Annotated in this window: 21 protein-coding genes and 1 pseudogene; 13 read left to right on the top strand and 9 right to left on the bottom strand. The window is 59.3% G+C overall.

Annotated elements, in window-relative coordinates:
• Positions 1-144: 144 nt before the first annotated feature.
• From ACI2KB_RS18575 to ACI2KB_RS18565, 3 genes are all read right to left on the bottom strand, one after another.
• Positions 145-618, bottom strand: coding sequence for a thioesterase family protein (locus tag ACI2KB_RS18575; protein ID WP_404636655.1), 474 nt, complete (start codon positions 616-618; stop codon positions 145-147).
• A gap of 67 nt (positions 619-685) precedes the next feature.
• Entirely contained in the window at positions 686-1,651 is a 966-nt protein-coding gene (locus ACI2KB_RS18570) for an L-carnitine dehydrogenase (RefSeq protein WP_404636654.1), read from the bottom strand.
• Positions 1,652-1,696: 45 nt separating this feature from the next.
• Complete coding sequence (locus ACI2KB_RS18565) at positions 1,697-2,584, bottom strand: 3-keto-5-aminohexanoate cleavage protein (protein WP_404636653.1); 888 nt, start codon at positions 2,582-2,584, stop codon at positions 1,697-1,699.
• A gap of 259 nt (positions 2,585-2,843) precedes the next feature.
• Between ACI2KB_RS18565 and ACI2KB_RS18560 the strand changes: the two genes are divergently transcribed.
• The gene (locus ACI2KB_RS18560; RefSeq protein ID WP_404636652.1) at positions 2,844-3,818 is read left to right on the top strand and encodes a GlxA family transcriptional regulator; all 975 of its coding nucleotides are present in this window, start codon (positions 2,844-2,846) and stop codon (positions 3,816-3,818) included.
• Positions 3,819-3,880: 62 nt separating this feature from the next.
• Here the strand turns inward: ACI2KB_RS18560 and ACI2KB_RS18555 are convergent, their stop codons facing one another.
• Together ACI2KB_RS18555 and ACI2KB_RS18550 are read right to left on the bottom strand one after the other, a co-directional pair.
• On the bottom strand, positions 3,881-4,303 hold the full coding sequence (locus tag ACI2KB_RS18555) for a DUF3010 family protein (RefSeq protein WP_404636651.1): 423 nt from the start codon (positions 4,301-4,303) through the stop codon (positions 3,881-3,883).
• A gap of 158 nt (positions 4,304-4,461) precedes the next feature.
• Positions 4,462-4,866: a lysozyme inhibitor LprI family protein gene (locus ACI2KB_RS18550; protein WP_404636650.1), complete on the bottom strand. Its 405-nt coding sequence runs from the start codon at positions 4,864-4,866 to the stop codon at positions 4,462-4,464.
• Between the two features lie 228 nt (positions 4,867-5,094).
• Between ACI2KB_RS18550 and ACI2KB_RS18545 the strand changes: the two genes are divergently transcribed.
• The 6 genes from ACI2KB_RS18545 to ACI2KB_RS18520 all read left to right on the top strand — a co-directional run bounded on the left by ACI2KB_RS18545 (position 5,095) and on the right by ACI2KB_RS18520 (position 12,872).
• Positions 5,095-6,072, top strand: a complete 978-nt coding sequence (locus tag ACI2KB_RS18545) for a dipeptidase (RefSeq protein WP_404636649.1) — start codon at positions 5,095-5,097, stop codon at positions 6,070-6,072.
• A gap of 78 nt (positions 6,073-6,150) precedes the next feature.
• On the top strand, positions 6,151-6,681 hold the full coding sequence (locus ACI2KB_RS18540) for a DUF5943 domain-containing protein (protein ID WP_404636648.1): 531 nt from the start codon (positions 6,151-6,153) through the stop codon (positions 6,679-6,681).
• Positions 6,682-6,696: 15 nt separating this feature from the next.
• Complete coding sequence (gene dgcA / locus ACI2KB_RS18535; protein WP_404636647.1) at positions 6,697-8,757, top strand: dimethylglycine demethylation protein DgcA; 2,061 nt, start codon at positions 6,697-6,699, stop codon at positions 8,755-8,757.
• Positions 8,758-8,912: 155 nt separating this feature from the next.
• On the top strand, positions 8,913-10,859 hold the full coding sequence (gene dgcB / locus ACI2KB_RS18530; protein ID WP_404636646.1) for a dimethylglycine demethylation protein DgcB: 1,947 nt from the start codon (positions 8,913-8,915) through the stop codon (positions 10,857-10,859).
• Positions 10,859-12,079, top strand: a complete 1,221-nt coding sequence (locus ACI2KB_RS18525) for an electron transfer flavoprotein subunit alpha/FixB family protein (RefSeq protein ID WP_404636645.1) — start codon at positions 10,859-10,861, stop codon at positions 12,077-12,079. Before dgcB ends, ACI2KB_RS18525 begins: the two co-directional genes overlap by 1 nt.
• Positions 12,069-12,872 carry an electron transfer flavoprotein subunit beta gene (locus ACI2KB_RS18520; protein WP_404636644.1) on the top strand — a complete coding sequence of 268 codons (804 nt, stop codon included), beginning with the start codon at positions 12,069-12,071 and terminating at the stop codon, positions 12,870-12,872. Before ACI2KB_RS18525 ends, ACI2KB_RS18520 begins: the two co-directional genes overlap by 11 nt.
• 1,602 nt (positions 12,873-14,474) lie before the next feature.
• On the opposite strand, the gene gbcA is transcribed toward ACI2KB_RS18520, so the two are convergent.
• Complete coding sequence (gene gbcA, locus ACI2KB_RS18515) at positions 14,475-15,773, bottom strand: glycine-betaine demethylase subunit GbcA (RefSeq protein ID WP_404636643.1); 1,299 nt, start codon at positions 15,771-15,773, stop codon at positions 14,475-14,477.
• 332 nt (positions 15,774-16,105) lie between these two features.
• On the opposite strand from gbcA, the gene gbcB reads away from it, so the two are divergent.
• Complete coding sequence (gene gbcB, locus ACI2KB_RS18510) at positions 16,106-17,206, top strand: glycine-betaine demethylase subunit GbcB (protein WP_404636642.1); 1,101 nt, start codon at positions 16,106-16,108, stop codon at positions 17,204-17,206.
• A gap of 233 nt (positions 17,207-17,439) precedes the next feature.
• Here the strand turns inward: gbcB and ACI2KB_RS18505 are convergent, their stop codons facing one another.
• Both ACI2KB_RS18505 and ACI2KB_RS18500 read right to left on the bottom strand, forming a co-directional pair.
• On the bottom strand, positions 17,440-18,303 hold the full coding sequence (locus tag ACI2KB_RS18505; protein ID WP_404637011.1) for a methyl-accepting chemotaxis protein: 864 nt from the start codon (positions 18,301-18,303) through the stop codon (positions 17,440-17,442).
• Positions 18,295-19,050: pseudogene (locus tag ACI2KB_RS18500) on the bottom strand (MCP four helix bundle domain-containing protein); the annotation flags it as partial. The gene ACI2KB_RS18505 and the pseudogene ACI2KB_RS18500, both read right to left, overlap by 9 nt.
• 337 nt (positions 19,051-19,387) lie before the next feature.
• On the opposite strand from ACI2KB_RS18500, the gene ACI2KB_RS18495 reads away from it, so the two are divergent.
• Positions 19,388-19,621: a hypothetical protein gene (locus ACI2KB_RS18495; protein ID WP_404636641.1), complete on the top strand. Its 234-nt coding sequence runs from the start codon at positions 19,388-19,390 to the stop codon at positions 19,619-19,621.
• Positions 19,618-19,920 (top strand): cell division protein ZapA, encoded by a 303-nt coding sequence (locus tag ACI2KB_RS18490; RefSeq protein WP_404636640.1) that lies wholly within the window; start codon positions 19,618-19,620, stop codon positions 19,918-19,920. The genes ACI2KB_RS18495 and ACI2KB_RS18490 overlap by 4 nt, the downstream gene beginning before the upstream one ends.
• Positions 19,921-20,088: 168 nt before the next feature.
• Here ACI2KB_RS18490 and ACI2KB_RS18485 read toward each other — a convergent pair whose 3' ends face one another.
• A complete protein-coding gene (locus ACI2KB_RS18485) occupies positions 20,089-21,129 on the bottom strand; it encodes a low specificity L-threonine aldolase (RefSeq protein ID WP_404636639.1) in 1,041 nt (346 codons plus the stop codon).
• Positions 21,130-21,228: 99 nt separating this feature from the next.
• Between ACI2KB_RS18485 and ACI2KB_RS18480 the strand changes: the two genes are divergently transcribed.
• From ACI2KB_RS18480 to glyA, 3 genes are all read left to right on the top strand, one after another.
• Complete coding sequence (locus ACI2KB_RS18480) at positions 21,229-21,963, top strand: TraX family protein (RefSeq protein ID WP_404636638.1); 735 nt, start codon at positions 21,229-21,231, stop codon at positions 21,961-21,963.
• 125 nt (positions 21,964-22,088) lie between these two features.
• Positions 22,089-23,306, top strand: coding sequence for an alanine transaminase (gene alaC / locus ACI2KB_RS18475; protein WP_404636637.1), 1,218 nt, complete (start codon positions 22,089-22,091; stop codon positions 23,304-23,306).
• Positions 23,307-23,656: 350 nt separating this feature from the next.
• Positions 23,657-24,910: a serine hydroxymethyltransferase gene (gene glyA, locus ACI2KB_RS18470; protein WP_404636636.1), complete on the top strand. Its 1,254-nt coding sequence runs from the start codon at positions 23,657-23,659 to the stop codon at positions 24,908-24,910.
• Positions 24,911-24,919 lie beyond the last annotated feature (9 nt).

Genomic DNA, 24,919 nt, shown 5'->3' with positions numbered 1-24,919 from the left:
AAAGCCCGCAGCGATGCGGGCTTTTTTGTGCCTGAAATGCTGACTTTTGTGGGAGCCGCCTTGGTGGCGAATGCGGTATGTCAGGCAACCTATTCGTTTCTGATGCGTCGCTTTCGCCAGCAAGCCGGCTCCCACTAAAGTGTCTCAGACGCGCAGTCCAATGGTGCGGCCGATATACGCAGGGGCGGGTTGATCATGCTGCGCTTCGGTCAGCAGGCGCATTGCCTCAAGGGACTGCTCGCTGAACGGCGCCGATTTTGGTCCAGCAGCCAAGTCCACGTGCAGCAGCATCTGATCGCTGGCGGCCAGTTCTTCATCTCCACCCGCTTTGTACAGGCTGTGATAGAGCTGCACCCGCTTGCGGTCGTGGGCCACGATCTGCGTGCGCACTTGCACTTCCTCGCCGAGTTTCACCTCGTGCAGGTAGTTGATGTGGGCTTCCAGTGTGAACAGCGAATTGCCGCTGGCATCCCGGTCATCGCTGGCCAGACCGATGCGGTCCATGAACGCGTCGGTGGCGTAGCTGAAGATCAACAGATAAAACGCGTCGCGAAGATGGCCGTTGTAGTCGACCCAATCGGCGAGGATGGGGGTTGTGTAGGTGGTGAGTGCGGGCATGGGAGGGGGTCCGTAGTCGTAGTGTCTGATCGTTCCCACGCGGAGCGTGGGAACGATCATCGGGGGGTTAGTCTTCGAACGCCATCCCATGCTTTTCCTTGGTCTTCTTCACCGCCTCCAGCACCGCGAGCAACGCGTCATCGCGATAGCGCTCCAGTGCCGAAATACTGTGGCTGCCCAGTTGATCACTGGTGCCGTCCACCACATCGTCGATCAGCTTGTCGGTGAGTTCAGGCGCTGGCAGGTAGGTCCATGGCAACTGCAACGCAGGACCGAATTGAGACATGAAGTGGCGCATGCCTGCGTCGCCACCGGCCAGGGTGTAGGTCAGGAACGTGCCCATGAACGACCAGCGCAAGCCCGCGCCGAAACGAATGGCGTCGTCGATTTCGCCAGTCGTCGCCACGCCGTCGTTGACCAGATGCAGCGCTTCACGCCACAGCGCTTCGAGCAGGCGGTCGGCGATGAAACCGGGGACTTCCTTGCGCACGTGCAGCGGACGCATGCCCAACGATTCATAGATGCTGATCGCGGCCTCTACCGCTTCCGGCGCCGTGTTCTTGCCGCCAACGACCTCGACCAATGGCAGCAGATAAACCGGGTTGAACGGGTGACCGACCACGCAGCGCTCGGGGTGCGTCGCGCTCTCGTAGAACTCTGACGGCAGCAGGCCCGAGGTGCTGGAGCCGATGATTGCATTCGGTTTGGCGGCGGCGCTGATCTTGCTGTGCAGGTCCAGTTTCAGGTCCAGACGCTCGGGGGCGCTTTCCTGAATGAAATCGGCGTCGCGCACGCACTCCTCAATGGTCGCTACGAAGCGCAGACGATCCTGCGAAGCGCCTGCCGTCAGGCCTTTTTTCTCAAGGGCAGGCCAGGCATTAGCGACGCGTTTGCGCAAAGCGGCTTCGGCGCCCGGCGCCGGGTCCCAGGCCACGACGTCCAAGCCATGGGCCAACGCGCGGGCTACCCAGCCACTGCCGATGACACCGCTGCCCAGGGCTGCGAAGGTTTTGATTTCGGTGATGAAGGTCATGTCGTGCACTCAAGATAAAGGTCACAGGGGAGATGTATGGTTTGATCAACCGCGGCGTTTAAGGCCCATCTTCACGCGGCCCTCAGCCGGGGTCATGACCCTTGCGCCCATGCGGCTGATGATCTCGGTGGCGCGTTCGACCAGCGCGCCGTTGCTCGCCAGTACGCCTTTATCCAGCCAGATGTTGTCTTCCAGACCGACTCGTACGTTGCCGCCCAGCAGCACCGCTTGCGCGGCCATCGGCATTTGCATGCGTCCGATCCCGAAGCCGGCCCAGACCACGTCCGCAGGCAGGTTGTCGACCATGGCTTTCATGGTGGTGGTGTCCGCGGGCGCGCCCCACGGAATGCCCAGACACAGCTGGAACAGCGGGTTATCCAGCAAGCCCTCTTTCATCATCTGCTTGGCGAACCACAGGTGGCCGGTATCGAAGATTTCCAGCTCGGCCTTCACGCCCAGCTCTTGAATGCGCTTGGCGCCTGCGCGCAGTTGCGCCGGAGTGGACACGTAAATGGTGTCGCCGTCGCCGAAGTTCAGGGTGCCGCAGTCCAGTGTGCAGATTTCCGGCAGCAGCGCCTCGACGTGGGCCAGGCGCGCCAGTGGGCCGACCAGATCGGTCGCCGGGCCAAAATCGGTCGGACGCTCGCCCGGGCCGATTTCCAGATCGCCGCCCATGCCTGCGGTCAGGTTGACGATGATGTCGATGTCGGCCTCACGAATGCGGTCCATGGTTTCGCGGTACAGCTCGACGTCACGGCTGAACTTGCCGGTTTGCGGATCGCGCACATGGCAATGCACGACGGTCGCGCCCGCCTTGGCGGCCTCAACGGCTGCGGCAGCGATCTGTTTTGGGGTGATCGGGACCAAATGGCTTTTCCCGGTCGTGTCGCCAGCACCGGTGAGTGCGCAGGTGATGATGACGTCGTGATTCATGAGCGAGGTTCCTTGCAGGCCAGGGCGTGTGAGAGACGGGTTTTTGCCACCCGCTTTTGAGCTGCAAAACTACGCAGCCCAAGGCCGCTCAAAACGCACAGCGGCGACAAGCTCTTGCACGGTAGCGACCTGTGTTGTTGCCTCGTTGTCTGAACAGGCGTATCTCATGTTCAGACCCTCCCGCTGTAGGAGCGTGGCTTGTCCCGCGATCTGGCGCTCCTACAGCCGCCTCAGTTCATCCCCAAGGAACGCGCCAACGATGTCCCAGGATTTCTATTTTCTGCTCATGCCCGGCTTTTCCATGATGGGATTCGTTTCGGCCATCGAGCCGTTGCGGGTGGCCAATCGGTTTGGGGGTGAGTTGTATCGCTGGCATGTGCTGAGCATCGACGGCGGGCCGGTGATCGCCAGTAATGGCATGTCGGTAAACGCCGATGCGGCGCTGGAACCGCTGAAGAAAGGCGCAACGCTGTGTGTGATGGGCAGTGTCGATCCGCTGAACGCTTACACCTCGGCGCTGGCGCACTGGCTGCGCAGGCTCGATCTGGAAGGGGTAGTGCTGGGGGCTATCGACACCGGCAGTTTCGTGCTGGCCGAGGCCGGTTTGTTGCAGGGCTATCGCCTGACGCTGCACTGGGAAGCGCTGGATGCGTTCAAGGAAACCTACCCCGGCTTGCAGGCGACGCAGGAGCTGTTCGAAATCGACCGGCGTCGTATCAGTTCAGCGGGGGGGACGGCGTCCATTGACCTGATGCTCGATCTGATTGGTCAGGCTCACGGCCCTGATCTGGCGATCAAGGTGTCTGAGCAGTTCGTGCTCGGTCGTATTCGCCAGCGCAAAGACCACCAGCGGATGCAGATCGCGACCCGATACGGTATCAACAACAAGAAGTTGGTCCAGGTGATTGGCGTGATGGAGCAACACACCGAGCCTCCGTTGAGCACGTTAGAGCTGGCAGAAGGCATTCAGGTGACCCGCCGCCAATTGGAGCGGCTGTTTCGCTTGCACCTGAACGACACGCCGAGCAATTTTTATCTCGGCCTGCGTCTGGAGAAAGCCCGGCAGTTACTGCGCCAGAGCGACATGAGCGTGTTGGAGGTGAGTATTGCCTGTGGCTTTGAGTCGCCGTCGTATTTCACCCGCAGTTATAAGGCACGGTATGTGGTGTGTCCGAGGGAGGATCGGGGGCGTGTAGTACGAGAGGTGAAGATCGCCGGGGCAGACGCAAAATAGTGCGGAACAGGCGATTTCTTGTAGATTTTTGCCCGGACAGACATTTCAGTGGGGGCGCAGACCTACTTCGCGCCTTTCATCAGGGCTGAACACGCCGCCTTATAGGCCTCATGCTGATACTTGTTCAGCGCCGCAGGCAGCTCGAAATTGTGCTTCTTCATTTGGGCGTTGATGGTCTGGGGTGACAGCAGCACCACGTCGCATTCGGCCAGTAGCTGAAACACGGTTTCGATCTTGAAGGTGGTCGGGCCGCCCGCGAATTCGCCTTTCTTGCTGCGTTTCTTGATGGCGAGGTGGGTGATGGCGTTTTCGTGAATGAAGGTCGCGATCTGACGAGCGAACGCTTTGACGTTGGCGGCTTCGTCATCGTCTTCCAGTGCGATCTTCTTGGTTGCCAGCGGCAGGTGTTCAGGCGCACCGGATGCGCGAGTGGCGACAGCGAAAATGGCTTCGCTGCCTTTGATTTCTACACCGCAGATGTTCATGTGCTGACCTTGGGTGATGACGGGGAGCGTGTGGGAGGTACTGTGTTGGCAGGTCAACTGCATTCGCCACCAAGGCGGCTCCCACAAGTTCAGCGTCTAACAGGAGGTTGGTTTCCAGCGCGGTCTTTGTGGGAGCCGGCTTCCACAGATACGTGGCATCACTCAGACTGCGCGATGCTTTCCAGATACTCGGAACGCTCGTCGCTCATGCGCGCCAGGCAGTCGTTCTGGCCGATGTTGAATTCCTTGGTGCCCGGTTTGGAGGGGAAGACTTCCACGGCGCAGTCGGCGTCGCGCAGTTTCTTCCAGGCGTCTTCGGCGGTTTTCAGCTTGGCAGCGAACTCATCTGCCTGTGCTTTATTGGCGCCGAACTGAACGTTCACCCGCTCCAGCAGGTTCTGGAAATTCTCATCCAGCAATTTGACGGCGGTGTCGCGGCTGTACACCGAGCATTCCAGGGTCTGTTTGTCTTCATCCACGCCGTCGCAAGGCGTGGCGTCAGGGTTGGTCGCGGCGTGCGCGCCTGTCGCGAATAGAGCCAGAGCCAGAAAAATCGTCTTCATTGGGGTTTCCCGATTCGGTGATGCGGGGAATTCTCGCCCAAGCGCGCGCCAAAGAACAGTGAACAAACGCAAGGCCCAGACACATGCGGTCGCCCTTTGTCGCTTCTTGACGCTTTCGGCAATTCCCCTGTCGTTTTTACATCCGGCTCATCCGACCCGCAGGCATATGCTGGCCCCAAAGCGCCGACAGACGATTCGGTGCGTGATTAACCTAAAGGGGACAGCCTGATGAGCCCAGCCGAATTGCACGCCGACAGCATCGTTATCGACGGTCTGATTATTGCCAAATGGAACCGTGAGCTGTTCGAAGACATGCGCAAAGGTGGCCTGACCATGGCCAACTGCACTGTTTCGGTATGGGAAGGCTTCAAGCAGACCGTCGACAGCATCGCTGCCAGCCAGAAGCTGATCCGCGAAAACAGCGACCTGGTGCTCCAGGTGCGCAACACCGCTGACATCCGCAAGGCCAAAGAGTTGGGCAAAACCGGCATCCTGTTCGGCTTCCAGAACGCCCATGCGTTTGAAGATCAGATCAGCTATGTCGAGATTTTCAAGCAATTGGGCGTGGGCATCGTGCAGATGTGCTACAACACCCAGAACCTCGTTGGCACCGGCTGCTACGAGCGCGACGGCGGCCTGTCGGGCTTCGGTCGTGAAATCGTTGCTGAAATGAACCGCGTCGGCATCATGTGCGACCTGTCCCACGTCGGTTCCAAGACCTCCGAAGAAGTCATCCTCGAATCGAAGAAGCCAGTGACTTACTCCCACTGCCTGCCTTCGGGTCTGAAAGAACACCCACGTAACAAATCCGACGCTGAACTCAAGTTCATCGCTGACCACGGCGGTTTTGTCGGTGTGACCATGTTCGCGCCGTTCCTGGCCAAAGGTATCGATTCGACCATCGACGATTACGCCGAAGCCATCGAATACGTGATGAACATCGTCGGCGAAGACGCCATCGGTATCGGCACCGACTTCACCCAGGGTCATGGCCAGGAATTCTTCGAATACCTGACCCACGACAAGGGTTACGCACGCCGCCTGACCAACTTCGGCAAGATCATCAACCCGCTGGGCATTCGCACCGTCGGAGAGTTCCCGAACCTGACCGAAACCCTGCTCAAGCGCGGCCATTCGGAGCGCGTTGTGCGCAAGATCATGGGCGAGAACTGGGTTCGTGTATTAGCGGATGTCTGGGGCGAATAAGCCGCTCGATCTCTGAATTTCTCCCTCTCCCTTCCGCGGAGGGGGCATCCAACAAAATTTTTCTGGAGTTAAGTTTCCATGGCCAAGATCGCCCCGCAATTGCCCATCGAAGTCGACAGCGAGACCGGTGTCTGGACCACCGACGCCCTGCCGATGCTGTACGTGCCGCGCCATTTCTTCGTGAACAACCACATGGGCATCGAGGAAGTGCTGGGCGCTGAAGCCTACGCCGAGATTCTCTACAAGGCTGGTTACAAGTCCGCCTGGCACTGGTGTGAGAAAGAAGCCGAGTGCCATGGCATTGAAGGCGTCGCGGTGTTCGAGCATTACATGAACCGTCTGTCCCAGCGTGGTTGGGGCCTGTTCAAGATTCAGGAAATCGACCTGGATAAAGGCACTTGCAGCGTGAAGCTTGAGCACTCTGCTTTCGTTTACGTGTACGGCAAGGTCGGTCGCAAGGTCGATTACATGTTCACGGGCTGGTTTGCCGGTGCCATGGACCAGATTCTCGCTGCCAAAGGCAGTTCCGTTCGCACCGTGGCCGAGCAGGTTTACGGCGGTTCGGAAGAAGGCCACGAAGATGGTCTGTTCGTCGTAAAACCGTTGTAAGCCGAGGACCGTGAGATGGCTTTCGAAGCAATGTTTCAGCCGATTCAGATCGGCAAACTGACAATCCGCAACCGCGTCCTCAGTACCGCACACGCCGAGGTCTATGCCACCGACGGTGGCATGACCACCGACCGTTACGTGAAGTATTACGAGGAGAAAGCCAAGGGCGGTATCGGCCTGGCCATCTGCGGCGGCTCCTCCACCGTTGCCATCGACAGCCCGCAAAGCTGGTGGAAATCGGTCAACCTGGCGACCGACAAAATCATCCCGCACTTCCAGAATCTGGCCGACGCCATGCACAAGCACGGCGCCAAGATCATGATTCAGATTACCCACATGGGCCGTCGTTCTCGTTGGGACGGCGACCATTGGCCGACGCTGATGTCGCCATCGGGCATCCGTGAGCCGGTGCACCGTGCGACCTGTAAAACCATCGAACCGGAAGAAATCTGGCGGGTGATCGGCAACTACGCCAGCGCCGCTGCCCGCGCGAAAGCCGGTGGTTTGGACGGTGTCGAGCTGTCGGCTGTGCACCAGCACATGATCGACCAGTTCTGGAGTCCGCGGGTCAACAAGCGTACGGACGAGTGGGGCGGCAGCTTCGAAAACCGCATGCGTTTTGGTCTGGAAGTGATCAAGGCCGTGCGTAAAGAAGTCGGTCCTGACTTCTGTGTTGGCCTGCGTATTTGCGGTGACGAATTCCACCCGGACGGTCTCAGCCATGAAGACATGAAAGAGATCGCCAAGTACTACGACCAGACCGGCATGATCGACTTCATCGGTGTGGTGGGCTCGGGTTGCGACACGCACAACACCCTGGCCAACGTGATTCCAAACATGAGTTATCCACCGGAGCCGTTCCTGCATTTGGCGGCCGGTATCAAGGAAGTGGTCAAGGCGCCGGTTCTGCACGCGCAGAACATCAAGGACCCGAACCAGGCAACCCGTATTCTGGAAGGCGGTTACGTCGACATGGTCGGCATGACCCGCGCGCACATCGCTGACCCGCACCTGATCACCAAGATCAAGATGGGCCAGGTTGACCAGATCCGTCAGTGCGTCGGTGCCAACTATTGCATCGACCGCCAGTACCAGGGTCTGGACGTGCTGTGCATCCAGAACGCCGCGACCTCCCGTGAATACATGGGCCTGCCGCACATCATCGAGAAAACCATCGGCGTGAAACGCAAAGTGGTGATCGTCGGTGCCGGCCCGGCGGGGATGGAAGCGGCACGTGTGTCGGCTGAACGTGGCCACGACGTGACCCTGTTCGAGAAGAAAGACGCCATTGGCGGCCAGATCACCACGGCTTCCAAAGCACCACAACGCGACCAGATCGCCGGTATTACTCGCTGGTATCAACTGGAGCTGGCACGTCTGAAGGTCGACCTGCGTTTAGGCACGGCGGCGGACATTCCAACCATCATGGACCTGCGTCCTGATGTGGTGATTCTGGCGGTGGGCGGTCATCCGTTCATCGAGCAGAACGAGCACTGGGGCGCGGCGGAAGGTTTGGTCGTCAGCAGTTGGGACGTGCTTGACGGCAAGGTTGCACCCGCCAAGAACGTGCTGGTCTACGACACCATCTGCGAATTCACCGGGATGTCGGTCGCCGACTTCATGGCCGACAAGGGCAGCCTGGTCGAGATCGTCACCGATGACATCAAGCCGGGTGTGGCCATGGGCGGTACGTCGTTCCCGACGTACTACCGCAGCATGTACCCGAAAGAAATCATCATGACCGGCGACATGATGCTGGAGAAGGTTTACCGCGAAGGCGACAAGCTGGTGGCGGTGTTGGAGAACGAATACACCGGCGCCAAAGAGGAGCGTGTGGTCGATCAGGTGGTCATCGAGAACGGCGTGCGTCCTGACGAAGAGCTGTATTACGGCATGAAGGAAGGCTCGCGCAACAAAGGCCAGATTGACATCGACGCCCTGTTCGCGATCCAGCCGCAACCGTCGTTGAGTCAGGCGGGTGATGGCTACCTGCTGTTCCGCATCGGTGATTGCGTGGCGCAGCGTAATACCCACGCTGCCATCTACGACGCACTGCGACTGTGTAAAGACTTCTAATCGGCGATCTGATCGTTCCTACGCTCCGCGTGGTAACGCTCGCCCATGACGCTCCGCGTCTGCGTTCGAAGCGACGCGGAGCGTCCCGGCAGCATTCCCACGCAGAGCGTGGGAACGATCATCGTGCTTGACCCTGAGTTCTGCGGGAGCTCCCCATGTTAAACACCCTTCTTCCCATCCTGCTGTTCGCCGCCCTGGGTCTTGCGATCCTCGGCGCCTTGCGACGGGTGTCCATGTGGCGCAACGGGCGTGCGTCCAAGGTCGATCTGATCGGCGGCCTGCTGGCCATGCCCAAGCGCTACATGGTCGATTTGCACCACGTGGTCGCGCGGGACAAATACATCGCCAACACCCACGTCGCGACGGCGGGCGGTGCAGTGGCGTCGATTCTGCTGGCGATCCTGGTTCACGGTTTCGGCCTGCATAACCGCATCCTCGGCTATGCGCTGCTGCTGATGTCGGCGGTGATGTTCGTCGGTGCGATTTTCGTTTACAGACGCCGCCTCAACCCGCCGAGCCGCCTGTCCAAAGGCCCGTGGATGCGCCTTCCGAAAAGCCTGCTGGCGTTCTCCGGGTCGTTCTTCCTGGTAACCCTGCCCGTTGCGGGCATCCTGCCGGAAAACTTCGGCGGCTGGCTGCTGGCAGTCATCTTGGGGATCGGCGTGCTGTGGGGCGTTTCCGAATTGTTCTTCGGAATGACCTGGGGCGGCCCGATGAAACACGCCTTCGCCGGTGCGTTACACCTGGCGTGGCACCGTCGCGCCGAGCGTTTTGGCGGCGGCCGCTCCACCGGCCTCAAACCGCTCGATCTGGCAGACCCGACTGCGCCGCTGGGAGTTGAAAAACCCAAGGACTTCACCTGGAACCAACTGCTGGGCTTCGACGCCTGCGTGCAGTGCGGTAAATGCGAGGCTGCGTGCCCTGCATTTGCGGCAGGCCAGCCGCTGAACCCGAAAAAGCTGATTCAGGACATGGTCGTCGGCTTGGCGGGTGGCACCGACGCCAAGTTCGCAGGCAGCCCGTATCCAGGCAAACCAGTAGGCGAGCACGGCGGTAACCCGCATCAACCGATCGTCAACGGTCTGGTCGATGCCGAAACCCTGTGGTCGTGCACCACTTGCCGCGCCTGCGTGGAAGAGTGCCCGATGATGATCGAGCACGTGGACGCCATCGTCGACATGCGCCGTCACCTGACTCTGGAAAAAGGCGCGACCCCGAACAAGGGCGCCGAAGTCCTGGAAAACCTCATCGCTACCGACAACCCGGGCGGCTTCGCGCCGGGCGGTCGTCTGAACTGGGCGGCTGACCTGAACCTCAGCCTGATGAGCGAGAAGAAGACCACTGACGTGCTGTTCTGGGTCGGTGATGGTGCATTCGACATGCGCAACCAGCGCACCCTGCGCGCCTTTGTCAAAGTGCTGAAAGCGGCCAAAGTCGACTTCGCCGTGTTGGGTCTTGAAGAACGCGACAGCGGCGACGTGGCCCGTCGTCTGGGCGATGAAGCCACCTTCCAGATGCTCGCCAAACGCAACATTCAGACGCTGTCCAAATACAGCTTCAAACGCATCGTCACTTGCGACCCGCACAGCTTCCATGTGCTGAAAAACGAGTACGGTGCCTTTGATGGCAACTACCTCGTGCAACACCACAGCACCTACATGTCGGAGCTGATTGGCGACGGCGCGCTTAGCCTTGGTCAGCACAAAGGCAGCAGCGTGACCTATCACGATCCGTGCTACCTGGGTCGCTACAACGGCGAGTACGAAGCACCGCGTCAGGTGCTCAAGGCGCTGGGCATTGAGGTGAAAGAGATGCAACGCTCCGGTTTCCGCTCCCGCTGCTGCGGCGGTGGTGGCGGCGCACCGATCACCGACATTCCGGGCAAGCAACGTATTCCCGATATGCGCATGGAAGACATCCGCGAAACCGGTGCTGAGCTGGTGGCCGTGGGTTGTCCACAATGCACGGCGATGCTGGAGGGCGTGGTCGAGCCGCGTCCGATGATCAAGGACATCGCCGAACTGGTCGCCGACGCGCTGGTGGAAGACGCCGCACCGGCCAAGCCGGCCCCCGTCAAACGTGAACCTGCGGAGGCGCACTGATGAGCGACATTATCCGCCGCGACCCTCGTGCCGAGTGGATCGCCCGCAACCGGCTTCATCCACTGCACGCGGCCATGCAGCCGGTGCAAAGCAGCTGGATGGGACCAAATGGCCTGGTCCGCAAAAATGTACACGGCATTGGCTTCATCGGCCCCAACGGCATCAAGCGCATCGACCGCAGTGGCGCGCAACAGGGCGGCACCACCAAGCGTTCGGCATCGGTTGAAGTGCAACTGCCGCTGCATCAGGTGGCAGAGCCTGCTTTCTATATCGCCGTCGTGCCGGACATGGTCGGCGGCCGCTTGAGCAGCCACGACCGCGATCTGCTGGGGCTGGCCCATGGGTTGGCAGGCAAGGACGGCGCTGTACTGGCCGTGGTCTTTGGCGAGCACAAGGAAAGCGCGTTCGATACAGCGGGCGTTGACCGTTTGCTGATCATGGACGGCGCCGAGTTTGCCGGTTATTCACCCGAGCAACGTATTCAAGGTTTACGCGCTGTGGATAACCAGTTCGATCCACGCCACTGGTTGCTGCCCGACAGCCGCACCGGTGGTGGCGAGTTGGGGCGTCGTTTTGCAGCCAGTTTGGGCGAACGCCCGGCGACACGTGTCTGGCAGGTCAAAGACGAGCAGGCCACAGGCCGCGCAGGCGCTGGGCGTGAAGACATTTCCCGTCCCGTTGCGCGCCTGATTCTGGCGGCTGCCGAATGCGCCGAGCCGGTCAGCGAAACCCGACACGAAGCACTGCCGGTGGAGTTGTCCACAACCATCGCCCGCAGCCTGTCGCGCATCGAAGACCTCGGTGCCGTGGCCGTTGACCCGGCACTTATCCCCATGGCCGAAGCTGAATTCATTTTCTCCGGCGGTAACGGGGTCAAGGACTGGGATCTGTTCCACCGTACTGCCGCAGCGTTGGGCGCGACAGAGGGTGCATCCCGCGTGGCGGTGGACGATGGCTTCATGACTCGCGATCGTCAGGTCGGTGCATCCGGTACCTGGGTCACGGCCCGTGTGTACGTGGCTGTGGGTATCTCTGGTGCCATTCAGCACTTACAAGGCATCGGCGCGTGCGACAAAGTCGTGGCGATCAACATGGACCCGACCTGCGACATGATCAAACGTGCTGATTTGTCAGTGATTGGCGAAAGCGCTGCGGTGATGGATGCACTCATCGAGGCAGTCGAAGCCTACCGGAACGAGGCGAAACGCGATGCAGCCTGACAAAAAACTGCCTGTGGATAAAAGCGCGTTGCACGTCATCAGCCTGGTCTCCATTGGCGCGCACCCGACTTCGGGTCGCCCGCGCCGTGCTGAACAAGACGCCCGCGCCGTTGAACTGGGCTTGCAATTGGCTGGGGATAACTTGCATGTCCTACATGCTGGTAACGCCGAAGAGCCTGCGTTGCGTGCCTACTTGGGGATGGGCCTGAAAGAACTGCACGTCCTCGACCAACCCGAAGGCGCCGACGCGCTGCCGGGGCTGGCCGATTACATCCGCGAGTCCGGCGTCCAAATGGTGCTTGCGGGCACTCAGGCCGAGACCGGCGAAGGCTCGGGCATGTTGCCGTACCTGCTGGCCGAAAAACTTGGCTGGCCGCTTGTGGTGGGCATGGCCGAGGTCGAGTCCATGAGCAACGGCTCCGCCCAAGTGCTGCAAGCCTTGCCACGCGGCCAACGCCGCCGCCTCAAAGTGCGCCTGCCATTTCTCGCCACTGTGGACAACGCCGCACCCAAGCCCCGCCAAAGCGCCTACGGCCCGGCGCAGCGCGGCACGCTGGATGTGGAACAGATCGAAGTCACCATCGACGAGTTATTCACAGGTGCCGAACTGACCCCGGCCAAACCTCGCCCGAAACGTTTGAAGGTGATCAAAGCGAAAAGCGGCGCGGATCGGATGAAAGCTGCGACGGCGAAAGCCAGTGGTGGCGGTGGGCAGGTGCTGAAGGGTGTTACGCCTCAGGAAGGCGCTGCGGCGATTTTGAAGCTGTTGGTGGAGGAGGGAGTGGTTCGGTAGGCCATTCGGTTCGTTCTCACGCAAAAGGCGCCGGTGTGGCGCCTTTTGCATTTAAGACTGTGGGTCATCTACCGCTACTGCCGGCTTGCTGGGGTTGTATCGACGATCATCACGTCAAAGACTTGCTCGATGACCTGACGCGGCCCCTGTTTCAGGCTCCAGGTGAAGAAGACGAGGCAGCCGATGAGCAGTGTGAACAATCCTGATGCTATAAGGCTCTGCGATACGCCTTTCCAGAATCCCGCTCGAGCGGTGCGAATTTCGTTGTTTGCTTTTGCCGAATAGTACTTCCTCAGATCCCTCCAAAAAATATCGCGATGTCAGACGATTCCGAAAACCACGCGAGGTCGGCGCTCTGCTAACGGCCAAGCAACTCTTCTCGCTGTCCGGGCACGCGCTTCGCTTTGCCAAAAATCAGCCGCATCACCAGCTTCCGGTTAGGTTTGCGGGCATAAGCGCGAAATACCCTTCGGTTGCTACTGAGAAATGACACTGTAGGAGCAATGAAGAGTACAGCGAATATCAGCACTGCCAGCACGTCACTGGGGGCGTCTATCGCAAGACCGCTTTGGGTTAACAGCCATCCCGTGAACAGGACGAAGAGGGCGGCCCAAGAAAGTATCGTTCGCATCATGTATGCCTCGCGAGCATGTCGAATCATGGCGTTTGGGTAGAGCACCTTAGCGCTTGCGACAATGAGAAGATGTCAGACGATTCTGATTCGAAGCGTCGCGGCTTTACCCACATACCCACATCCGCTGTTGATTCACCTGTGGATAAACTGTTTGGCTATTGATGAAGCGCCCGATCTGTAAGGCTTTCAGAGCGTTGATTAAATTATGAGCAGGTTATCTGTCTATTTTTTAAAGCTTTTTCCCGTTATGCCTCGTGCTATATCAGGTTGTTTTGCCCACATTCTCTGTTGGCGCTTATGTGGATAAGTTGTTCGCTACATGCCAAGAGCCTTTAAAATCAAGGCATTCACGAAGCTGGTTAAAAAATGATCTATCGGACGGTTTTCTGGCAGGTTTAATCTTGAAACCACTTAAAACTGTCATGAGTGCCTCTTTTCCACAGCAGGTCATGCGGCTATGCGAGTTGCGCACATTCTCTGTTGGTTCCTCTGTGGATAAGGTGTTCGCTCTCACCTGGAGGCCTCGTTGATCAAGGCGTTCAGGCTGTTGATCAAAAAACGACCAGGTCTTTCTCATTTATGTCGGGCTGAATAACCCACGGTTTTTTCTGAGTTTTTGCACAGCCGAATTCCATGTTCCTCACAATTACTGTGGGTTGTGATGTGGATAAGTTGTTTGTGAATGACGAAGAGGTGCGGCGGGATTGATACGAGGCGGGGTTGAGCGTTTTTTGATCAGAACGGGGCGTGAGGTATCCGTTGTGGGAGATTCTATGGTGTCTGGTTAACTGCATTCGCCACCAAGGCGGCTCCCACAAGTATTGCGTCGAATCCAGATTTTTCGTTCACGCCGAACCTGTGGGAGCCGGCTTGCTGGCGAATGCGTTGGCTCAGCCAAATCAGTGCTGAATGACTCTACGCGTTCGCCAGCAAGCTGGCTCCCACAAGGGTAGGAGGCGATGCGGGCCTTACTCGTGATTAACCGCCACGCCCTTCAGATACGGCGCAGGCTCGGCGCCCATGTTTTCAAGCAGCTTGGCGCTGTACCAGTCGATGAAGTTGACCACGCCGAACTCGTAAGTCTTCGAGTAAGGGCCAGGCTGGTAGGCGACGGAGTTGATGCCGCGCTGGTTTTCTTCGGCCAGGCGACGGTCCTGGTCGTTGGTGGCGTCCCAGACTTCGCGCAGGCGGGCGACGTCGTAGTCCACGCCTTCGACGGCGTCTTTGTGCACCAGCCATTTGGTGGTGACCATGGTTTCCTGGGCGCTGATCGGCCACACGGTGAACACGATGACGTGGTCGCCCATGCAGTGGTTCCAGGAGTGCGGCAGGTGCAGGATGCGCATCGAACCCAGATCCGGGTTCTGGATGCGGCCCATGAGCTTCTTGCTGCCTTGCTTGCCGTCCATCGTCATGGAAACGGTGCCTTTGAGCAGCGGCATGCGCACGATGCGGTTACGCAGGCCGAAGCTCTTGTGCAGGTAAGGGATCTTCTCGGCTTCCCACGCGGCGGCGGACTCGGCGACGTGATCCTTGAATTTCTGGTCGGCACGCGGATCGTTGGTGTCGTCCCATTCCAGCAGGGTGTTCAGCAGTTCAGGGTGCGAGCCGCTGCAGTGGTAGCACTCGCGATTGTTTTCCAGCACCAGCTTCCAGTTGGCTTTTTCCATCAAGGTGGTTTGCACTGCCACCTTGGTGTTTTCCATGTCGTACGGTTCCATGTAGTGATTCAGCGTCTGCAGGAACTCGTCGATGGCCGGTGGGTTTTCCGCCAGGCTGATGAAGATATAGCCGCCCGAGACCTTGCAATGCACAGGCTTGAGGCTGAAATTCTTCATGTCGAAGTCGGCGCCCATTTCGGTGCCCGCGTACAGCAGACGGCCATCCAGTTCGTAAGTCCACTGGTGGTACGGGCACACCAGTTTGGCGACTTTGCCTTTCTCTTTGGTGCACAGACGCGAACCGCGGTGACGGCAAACGTTGTGGAAGGCATTGATCGAGCCGTCCGGGGTGCGTACGACGAGGATCGGGTTCTTGCCGATTTCCAGGGTCAAAAAGTTGCCCTTGGCCGGGATTTCGCAGGTCATGCCAGCGATCAGCCATTCTTTTTGAAAGATTTCCTGCATGTCGATTTCAAACAGTCGGTCATCACTGTAGAAAGGCTGCGGCAGCGAGTAGGTGCGCTCGCGGGTTTGCAGCATTTCGGCAGTGGCCTTGCGTGCGGGTTCCAGCGGATCGCCCAGGCTCAGAGTTGCGGTGACGTCCATCTTTCAAGTCCTCAGACCGCAATTTCAGCGGCCTACGAATGTGGCTAATACGGTTGTGTTGTGTGTCTGGCACGCGAGGCGACCGATGCAGCTGTCGCTCATGTTTATGGGTGTAAAAATGTCATAACGATTTAGCGGCGAGTGTGGAGCCGGGCGAGACGTGAACCTTATCCATGGGCGACATGGCCGAATCCGTTTCCGACTACGTAAGCCCTATAGACCGGGGCTGGTCGCCATAAGTATGTGAATGTCGCTGATAGGTAAATAGGCGCGTTGTGCGTTACGCAGAATCGCCACCATAAGAGGCCGACAGGCGGCCGTGGAGAGTAAGCATGTCCCAGAATTTCCTAAACCCGGTTACCACACAGACCTGGGCCAATGGCCGCCACGTGGTGCGGGTCGTCAAAGTGATCCAGGAAACCTGGGACGTACGCACCTTTTGCTTCATGGCTGACCAGCCGATTCTGTTCTTCTTCAAGCCCGGTCAGTTCGTCACGCTGGAGCTGGAAATCGAAGGCGTGCCGATCATGCGCTCCTACACCATTTCCAGTTCGCCGTCGGTGCCGTACAGCTTCTCCGTGACCATCAAACGCGTCCCGGGCGGCAAGGTCTCCAACTGGTTGCACGACAACCTGCACGAAGGCCAGGAATTGGCGGTACACGGGCCGGTCGGGCTGTTTAACGCCATCGACTTTCCGAACCCGAAAATCCTCTACTTGAGCGGCGGCGTCGGTATCACGCCAGTGATGTCCATGGCCCGCTGGTATTACGACACCAACGCCAACGTCGACATGGTGTTCGTCCACAGCTCGCGCTCGCCGAAAGACATCATCTACCACCGCGAGCTGGAGCAGATGGCGTCGCGGATCAACAACTTCTCGCTGCACATCGTCTGTGAGAAACACGGGCTGGGCGAGCCGTGGGCCGGTTATCGAGGCTACCTGAACCAGAAAATGCTGGAGCTGATGGCGCCAGATTTCATGGAGCGTGAAGTGTTCTGCTGCGGCCCGACGCCGTACATGAACGCGGTCAAGCGCTTGCTGGAAGCCAACGGCTTCAACATGGCGCAGTACCACGAAGAATCCTTTGGCGCGACCCCGCCAGAAGCCCGCGCCGACGCTGTGGAGCACGCCGAACAGGCCGCCGAGGCGCCGGAAATCGACGTCGCCGAACTGCATCAGGTCGAGTTCACCGACACGGGCAAGAGCATTCGTGTGGCGCCAGGGGAAACCGTTCACGCGGCAGCCGCCAAGCTGGGGCTGATGATCCCGAAAGCCTGCGGTATGGGCATCTGCGGTACGTGCAAGGTAATGAAGCTGAGCGGCGAAGTGGAGATGGAGCACAACGGCGGCATCACTGATGATGACGTGGAAGAGGGTTACATCCTGTCGTGCTGCAGCGTGCCGAAAGGGGATGTGCGGATCGAGTATTGATTCGAACGAGTTGACTCTTGTGGGAGATTTTATGTTGCCTGGCCACCCGCATTCGCCACCAGGGCGGCTCCCACAGAATCGGCGCCGGTCCTGAATTCATGGCTCGACACAGAGCAGTGTGGGAGCCGCCTTGCTGGCGAAGGCGTTGTGTCATTCACTGAGAATGTGTCTGTTGTTCCGCACTCGCCAGCAAGCCGACTCCCACAGTGTTTATGCGTTGTCGCTCACGGTAACTACAACCTGAACCGCGCCACCATCCCGTTCAAATCCACCGCCAGACGCGACAGCTCATTGCTCGCCGCGCTGGTCTGGTTGGCGCCGGTCGCTGATTGAGTCGACAGGTCGCGAATGTTGACCAGATTGCGATCCACTTCACGGGCCACTTGGGCCTGTTCTTCCGCCGCGCTGGCGATGACCAGGTTGCGCTCGTTGATTTCCACGACCGCGCTGTTAATGGTGTCCAGCGCGACGCCTGCGCCTTTGGCGATGTTCAGCGTCGATTCGGCGCGTTCTGTGCTGCTGCGCATCGAATTCACGGCCTGTTCGGTGCCACCTTGAATGCTGCCGATCATGCGCTCGATTTCGCTGGTCGACTGCTGAGTGCGATGAGCCAGTGCGCGCACTTCGTCCGCCACGACGGCAAAACCACGACCGGCTTCACCCGCGCGGGCAGCTTCGATGGCGGCGTTGAGGGCCAGCAGGTTGGTCTGGTCGGCCAGGCCACGGATCACGTCCAGCACTTTGCCGATGTCGCGGGATTCGTCGGCCAGGTTGCCGATCAGGGTCGCAGTGCCCTGCACGTCGCTGCTCATGCGCTCGATGGCGCTCACGGTTTCCTGTACCAGATCGCGACCGTCGCTGGCCGAAGTGGTGGCGTTTTTCGACGCCTCGGAGGTGCTCACGGCGTTGCGGGCGACTTCTTCGACAGCGCTGGTCATTTCGTTGACCGCAGTGGCGGCTTGCTCGATTTCGTTGTTCTGCTGCGACAGACCGCGAGCGCTTTCGTCGGTGACGGTGTTCAACTCTTCAGCAGCCGACGCCAGTTGAGTGGCCGAACCCGAGATGCGTTGCAGGGTGTCGCGCAATTTGGATTGCATTTTCAGCATGGCGGCCAACAGCCGGCCCGCCTCGTCGGTGCCGTCGACGCGGATGGTTCGGGTCAGATCGCCCTCGGCGATTTCCTCGGCAGCATTCAGCGCCGACGCGATCGGACGGGTGATGCTGTTGGTCAGCAGCCAGGCGAACAGCAGCGTCAGCACGGTGGCGATGATCAGGAGGGTGACGACCATGGTAATCGCCGTCGAATACTGGTCAGACGCCATCTTGTTGGTGTCGTTGAGCTGTTGGGTGTTGATCTCTACCAGCTTGCCCAGCACCACGTTCATCTGGTCGGAATTGGTTTGCAGGTCGTTGTTGAGCAGCGCGGTCAACTCGTCGAGCTTGTTGGCGTTGCTCAACGACTTCATGCGGTCTTCAAGCTGGCGGTAGTCGTTCAGCAGTTTGACGTATTGGTCATACGTGGCTTGCTCTTCAGGCGCGGCGATCAGCTTGACGTAAATGGCGCGAGCATCTTCGATCTGGCGGTTGCGCATGGCCAGTAGTTCGATGGTTTTTTGCTGGGTATCGGTCTCGCGGTTGAGCATCAAGCGATAGGACAGCACGCGCAGACGAATGCTGGCTTCGGTCAGCTTATCCAGCGCCTTGATGCTGGGCATGCTGTTGGTGGCCACGGTTTCGGTGGCATCGTTGATTTTGCTCATCTGGGTCAGCGCAAAGATGCCAAGCACCAGCATCAATAGGCCGATGATGGAAAAACCGAGGAAAGCGCGGGGCGCGATGTTCATATTGCGGAGGGACATGACGGTTCCTGAGAAAGCCGCAATCCATGCGTGCAAAGGGGAGGTTTGAAAGGGGATGCCTGGCTTATCGGTCATACCGCGCAAGACTTGAACCCTTTGGTTCGCTCCTGCGCGCTTATGCCGCAGTGAAGCTCATCTGACGAACAGCAGGAACAAGAGGGGGAAAACGCAGTCAATCACGTCCGTTACGCGTTTGCGCAATTGAAGCAAAAGATGTGCTTTTTCTGGTCGGTGTTGTGGCGTGAATGCCCTGATTTCACTGGTAGCAGGAGTGACTTTTCTTTATCGTACGCGCCCTTTGAAATTTGCCTGAGAAATCAAAATGTTGGAAGCATCCCTTAGCCAGTTGGAAAAGCTCGTCAGTGACCTGGTACAGCAAAATCAGGAACTGCAGAACACGAGCGCGCAACTCGCCCAGGAGTTGAAGCAAGCCAGGGATGAAAACGACAGCCTACAACTGAGCCTGCTGGAGCAGGAAGAGAAGCAGGGCGCCACTGCCGCGCGTATTCAGGCGCTGGTTGACCGGGCCACCAGTGCGAGCGCGGTCAGCGCATGATCATGGATCGTGACTCCACCAAGGTCATTTCCATTCTCGGCAACGAATACACGATCAAGGCACCTGAGGGGCAGGAACAGGCCTTGATGGATGCCGTCATGCTTCTAAAAGCGGCGCTGACCGAGACCAAACGTAATTACCCGGCCCTGATCGGTGACCGCTTGCTGGTGCTGGCGGCGCTGAACCTGTGCTCGAAGCAGGTTGAACTCAAGCAGCAGCATGCGGCTGAGTTGAGCCGGTATGAGGAACAGGTCAGCGCGACGGTTGAGGTGATCGAGAAGACCATCGCGCAGGGGTGAAGGGTCGGAGACGACCGATTGGTTTGCACAATCGATCTGGCTGCCACCTTTCCCTGTGGGAGCGAATTCATTCGCGAAGCGGTGTGTCAGGCAACGGTGATGTTGGGTGTGCCGACGCCATCGCGAATGAATTCGCTCCCACAGGAAGGTTGCGTCTGACCGGACGAATCAAGCCCCCATCACCAACCGAATGTCCGCCGCCAGCTCCCGCACGCGTGACACTTCGGTGTCCCACGAGCACATGAACCGTGCGCCGCCGCTCCCGATGAAGGTGTAGAAACGCCAGCCTTTGGCGGTCAGTGCGGCGATGGCCGCTTCCGACAGTTGCAGGAACACGCCGTTAGCCTGCACCGGGAACATCAGCTCCACGCCGGGAATGTCTTTGACCAGTTCGGCCAGCAACTGCGCGCAGCCGTTGGCGTGGCTGGCGTGTTTGAGCCAGGCATCGTTTTCCAGCAAGCCGACCCATGGCGCGGACAGGAAACGCATCTTCGACGCCAGTTGCCCCGCCTGCTTGCAGCGGTAGTCGAAGTCTTCGGCCAGTTTGCGGTTGAAGAACAGAATCGCCTCACCCACCGCCATGCCGTTTTTGGTCCCGCCGAAACACAGGACGTCGATGCCTGATTTCCAGGTCAGTTCGGCAGGCGAGCAGCCCAGATACGCACAGGCGTTGGCGAAGCGGGCGCCGTCCATGTGCAGGTTCAGGCCCAGTTCCTTGCAGGTTTCGCTGATGGCTTTCAGCTCTTCTGGCAGATAGACGCTGCCGACTTCGGTCGCCTGGGTCAGCGTCACAACGCGGGGTTTGGGGTAATGAATATCGGCGCGCTTGAGTGCGACTTCGCGAATCGAGGCGGGCGTCAGCTTGCCGTTCTCGCTACGGGCGGTCAGCAATTTCGAGCCGTTGGAGAAAAATTCCGGAGCGCCGCATTCGTCGGTTTCGACGTGGGCGGTTTCAGAGCAGATGACGCTGTGGTAACTCTGGCACAGCGATGACAGGGCCAGCGAGTTGGCGGCCGTTCCGTTGAAGGCAAAAAACACTTCACAGTCGGTCTCGAACAACTGACGGAATTGATCGGCAGCGCGCGCTGTCCATTGGTCGTCGCCATAGGCGCGTTGATGCCCGTGGTTGGCTTGCTCCATCGCCGCCCAGGCTTCCGGGCAGATTCCCGAATAGTTGTCGCTGGCAAACTGCTGGCTTTGGTCTGACATGGCCGGTTCCTTGTAATCGAAGGCTGGGACTGTAACCAAGAATCGAGGGTTTGGTCATGCATTCTTGCGTCGGAAAGTTCAGCAAAACAGTAGGGTGAAATGAGCGAAACGACATCAGCGGTCCGCCCTGTGCGTGATCGGGCACTGGACCTGCTCAAGTGGTTGGCGATATTGAGTATGGTCATGGACCATCTGCGCTATGTCGGGTGGCACGTGGACTGGCTGTATGTGCCGGGGCGTATGGCGTTCGCGTGGTTTTGCCTGGCAATTGCGGTGAACGTCGGACGAGGTTCGGCGCAGCCCCGTGTGAGTTGGAAATATCTGACGTGGCTGGCCGTATTTTCCGTGGTCTCGGAGTTCCCGTATCGGCTGTTCATGGCGGACGAAGTAACGACGTTCAATGTGTTGCCGACGCTGGCGCTGGGATTGCTGGTTGCACAGGGCGCCATCCATCGCTCATGGCAGGCTCGGATTTTTGGGTTTATGGCGCTGGGCATCGGCGTCGCTTTTGCGCCGCAACTGATGTTTGGCGCCTTCGGCGTGCTGCTACCGACGGCGTTTTTGCTGGTGCTGCGTGGGTCGCTGTGGCTGGCGGTGGTGCCGGGGATTGTGTGTTTATTGAGCAATGAGTGGTCGAAGATTATTGATGGGATGTTGTGGGGCGATCCGATTTCAATTGGTGCCTTGATCACCTGTTTGCTGGGGCCTTGGCTGGGGTTGGCGATATTACGCTGGCGTCCGGGTTTCGATGTCTGGCCAATGCGCAGGTGGGCGTATCTGATTTATCCGCTGCATTTTTTGCTCCTGTACGCGCTGCGAACGCTGATCCTGTAGGAGCGGGCTGATCTGAGATCCTTGTAGACAAACCGCCATCACGACGCTTATCTTCCGCACCAGGCCACCGCAGTGGCCAGCGTCGCTCGGACGGTTCCGGGCGCTTACGTCTTCTTGAGGTTTCCATGGCTGACCACGGTTCGCCGCGCCGCTTTGCGCGTATCGATCGACTCCCCCCTTACGTGTTCAACATCACTGCCGAGCTGAAAATGGCCGCTCGTCGTCGTGGTGAGGACATCATCGACCTGAGCATGGGCAACCCCGATGGGGCAACGCCGCCGCATATCGTCGAAAAACTGGTCACCGTCGCCCAACGTGAAGACACTCACGGCTACTCGACTTCGCGTGGCATTCCGCGTCTGCGTCGGGCGATCTCTACTTGGTACAAAACCCGCTACGAGGTCGATATCGACCCCGAAAGCGAAGCTATCGTCACCATCGGCTCGAAAGAAGGGCTGGCGCATTTGATGCTCGCCACCCTCGATCAGGGCGATACGGTGCTCGTACCAAACCCCAGCTACCCGATTCACATCTACGGCGCCGTGATCGCCGGGGCGCAGGTGCGCTCTGTGCCACTGATTCCGGGCGTGGACTTCTTCGCCGAGCTGGAAAAAGCCATTCGTGGTTCGATCCCCAAACCGAAGATGATGATCCTGGGCTTCCCGTCCAACCCGACCGCCCAGTGCGTCGAATTGGACTTCTTCGAGCGCGTGGTCGCGCTGGCCAAACAGTACGACGTGCTGGTGGTTCACGACCTGGCCTACGCTGACATCGTCTACGACGGCTGGAAAGCCCCGTCGATCATGCAGGTGCCGGGCGCCAAGGACATTGCGGTGGAGTTCTTCACCCTGTCCAAGAGCTACAACATGGCGGGCTGGCGGATTGGTTTCATGGTCGGCAATCCTGAGTTGGTCAGCGCACTGGCGCGGATCAAGAGCTACCACGACTACGGGACCTTCACCCCACTGCAGGTCGCGGCCATTGCTGCACTGGAGGGCGATCAGCAGTGTGTGCTCGACATCGCCGAACAGTACCGTCAGCGCCGCAACGTGCTGGTCAAAGGTCTGCACGAGTTGGGCTGGATGGTGGAAAACCCGAAAGCGTCGATGTACGTCTGGGCCAAGATTCCCGAGGCCTATGCTCATCTGGGGTCGCTTGAGTTCGCCAAGAAGCTGCTGGCTGAGGCCAAGGTGTGCGTATCGCCGGGCGTCGGTTTTGGTGAGTACGGCGACGATCACGTGCGTTTTGCGTTGATCGAGAACCAGGACCGGATTCGTCAAGCGGTTCGCGGTATTCGCGGCATGTTCAGGGCCGACGGATTGTTGCCAGCCAAATCGGTCTGATTGCGACATCGTCTCCTCTAAAAATCCCCGGCCCAGCCCGGGGATTTTTTGTTTGAACCTGATCGTTCCCACGCTCCGCGTGGTAACGCCGCCTCGGGCGCTCTGCGCCCTCTACCGCAGTGACGCAGAGCGTCACGAGATGCATTCCCACGCGGAGCGTGGGAACGATCAAAAAGGGTGTCGCAATCGCGCATCTGCCGGTCTCTCCAAACCCATGTCGTAAACGCGCCTTTGCGTGGCGTGCGTAGGCATCTGGTCTGTTTGCGTCAGCCCTAGTATCGCCATCAAAGAGCGATTCAAAAGCTCTGACACGACAATTCAGGCGCCGCGCCGCCGCTGGGAGATCCGCGATGTTCAGCAAGCAAGACCAAATCCAGGGTTACGACGATGCACTGTTGGCAGCGATGAATGCCGAAGAGCAGCGTCAGGAAGATCACATCGAGCTGATCGCCTCGGAAAACTACACCAGCAAGCGCGTGATGCAGGCCCAGGGCAGCGGCCTGACCAACAAATACGCAGAAGGCTACCCGGGCAAGCGTTACTACGGCGGCTGCGAATACGTCGACAAAGTCGAGCAACTGGCTATCGACCGCGCCAAGCAACTGTTCGGTGCTGACTACGCCAACGTGCAGCCGCACTCCGGTTCTTCGGCCAACAGCGCCGTTTACCTGGCACTGCTGCAAGCGGGCGACACCATTCTGGGCATGAGCCTGGCCCACGGCGGTCACCTGACTCACGGCGCCAAAGTGTCGTCCTCGGGCAAGCTCTACAACGCTGTTCAATACGGCATCGACACTACCACCGGTCTGATCGACTACGACGAAGTCGAGCGTCTGGCCGTTGAGCACAAGCCAAAAATGATCGTCGCCGGTTTCTCGGCGTACTCGAAGACTCTGGACTTCCCACGCTTCCGTCAGATCGCTGACAAAGTCGGTGCGCTGCTGTTCGTCGACATGGCCCACGTGGCCGGTCTAGTCGCTGCTGGCCTGTACCCGAACCCGCTGCCGTACGCTGACGTGGTCACCACCACCACCCACAAAACCCTGCGCGGTCCACGTGGCGGTCTGATCCTGGCCAAGTCCAACGAAGAGATCGAAAAGAAACTGAACGCCGCCGTATTCCCGGGCGCTCAAGGTGGCCCGCTGATGCACGTCATCGCAGCCAAAGCCGTGTGCTTCAAGGAAGCGCTGGAGCCGGGTTTCAAAGCCTACCAACAGCAAGTGATCGAAAACGCCCAGGCCATGGCGCAGGTGTTCATCGATCGCGGTTACGACGTAGTTTCCGGTGGCACCGACAACCACCTGTTCCTCGTCAGCCTGATCCGTCAGGGCCTGACCGGTAAAGATGCCGATGCCGCTCTGGGCCGCTCGCACATCACCGTCAACAAAAACGCCGTACCGAACGACCCACAATCGCCGTTCGTGACCTCGGGCCTGCGTATCGGCACCCCGGCGGTCACCACCCGCGGTTTCAAAGTTACCCAGTGCGTCACGCTGGCCGGCTGGATCTGCGACATTCTCGACAACCTCGGCGATGCCGATGTCGAGGCCAATGTTGCCAGCCAAGTCGCCGCGCTGTGCGCCGATTTCCCGGTTTACCGCTGAGTCAGGAGT

Origin of the sequence: Pseudomonas sp. NPDC088444 (genome assembly GCF_044900175.1) — a bacterium.
GTDB lineage: Bacteria > Pseudomonadota > Gammaproteobacteria > Pseudomonadales > Pseudomonadaceae > Aquipseudomonas.
The sequence above is the reverse complement of the archived record's forward strand: the minus strand, read 5'-3'. Positions and strand labels throughout refer to the sequence as shown.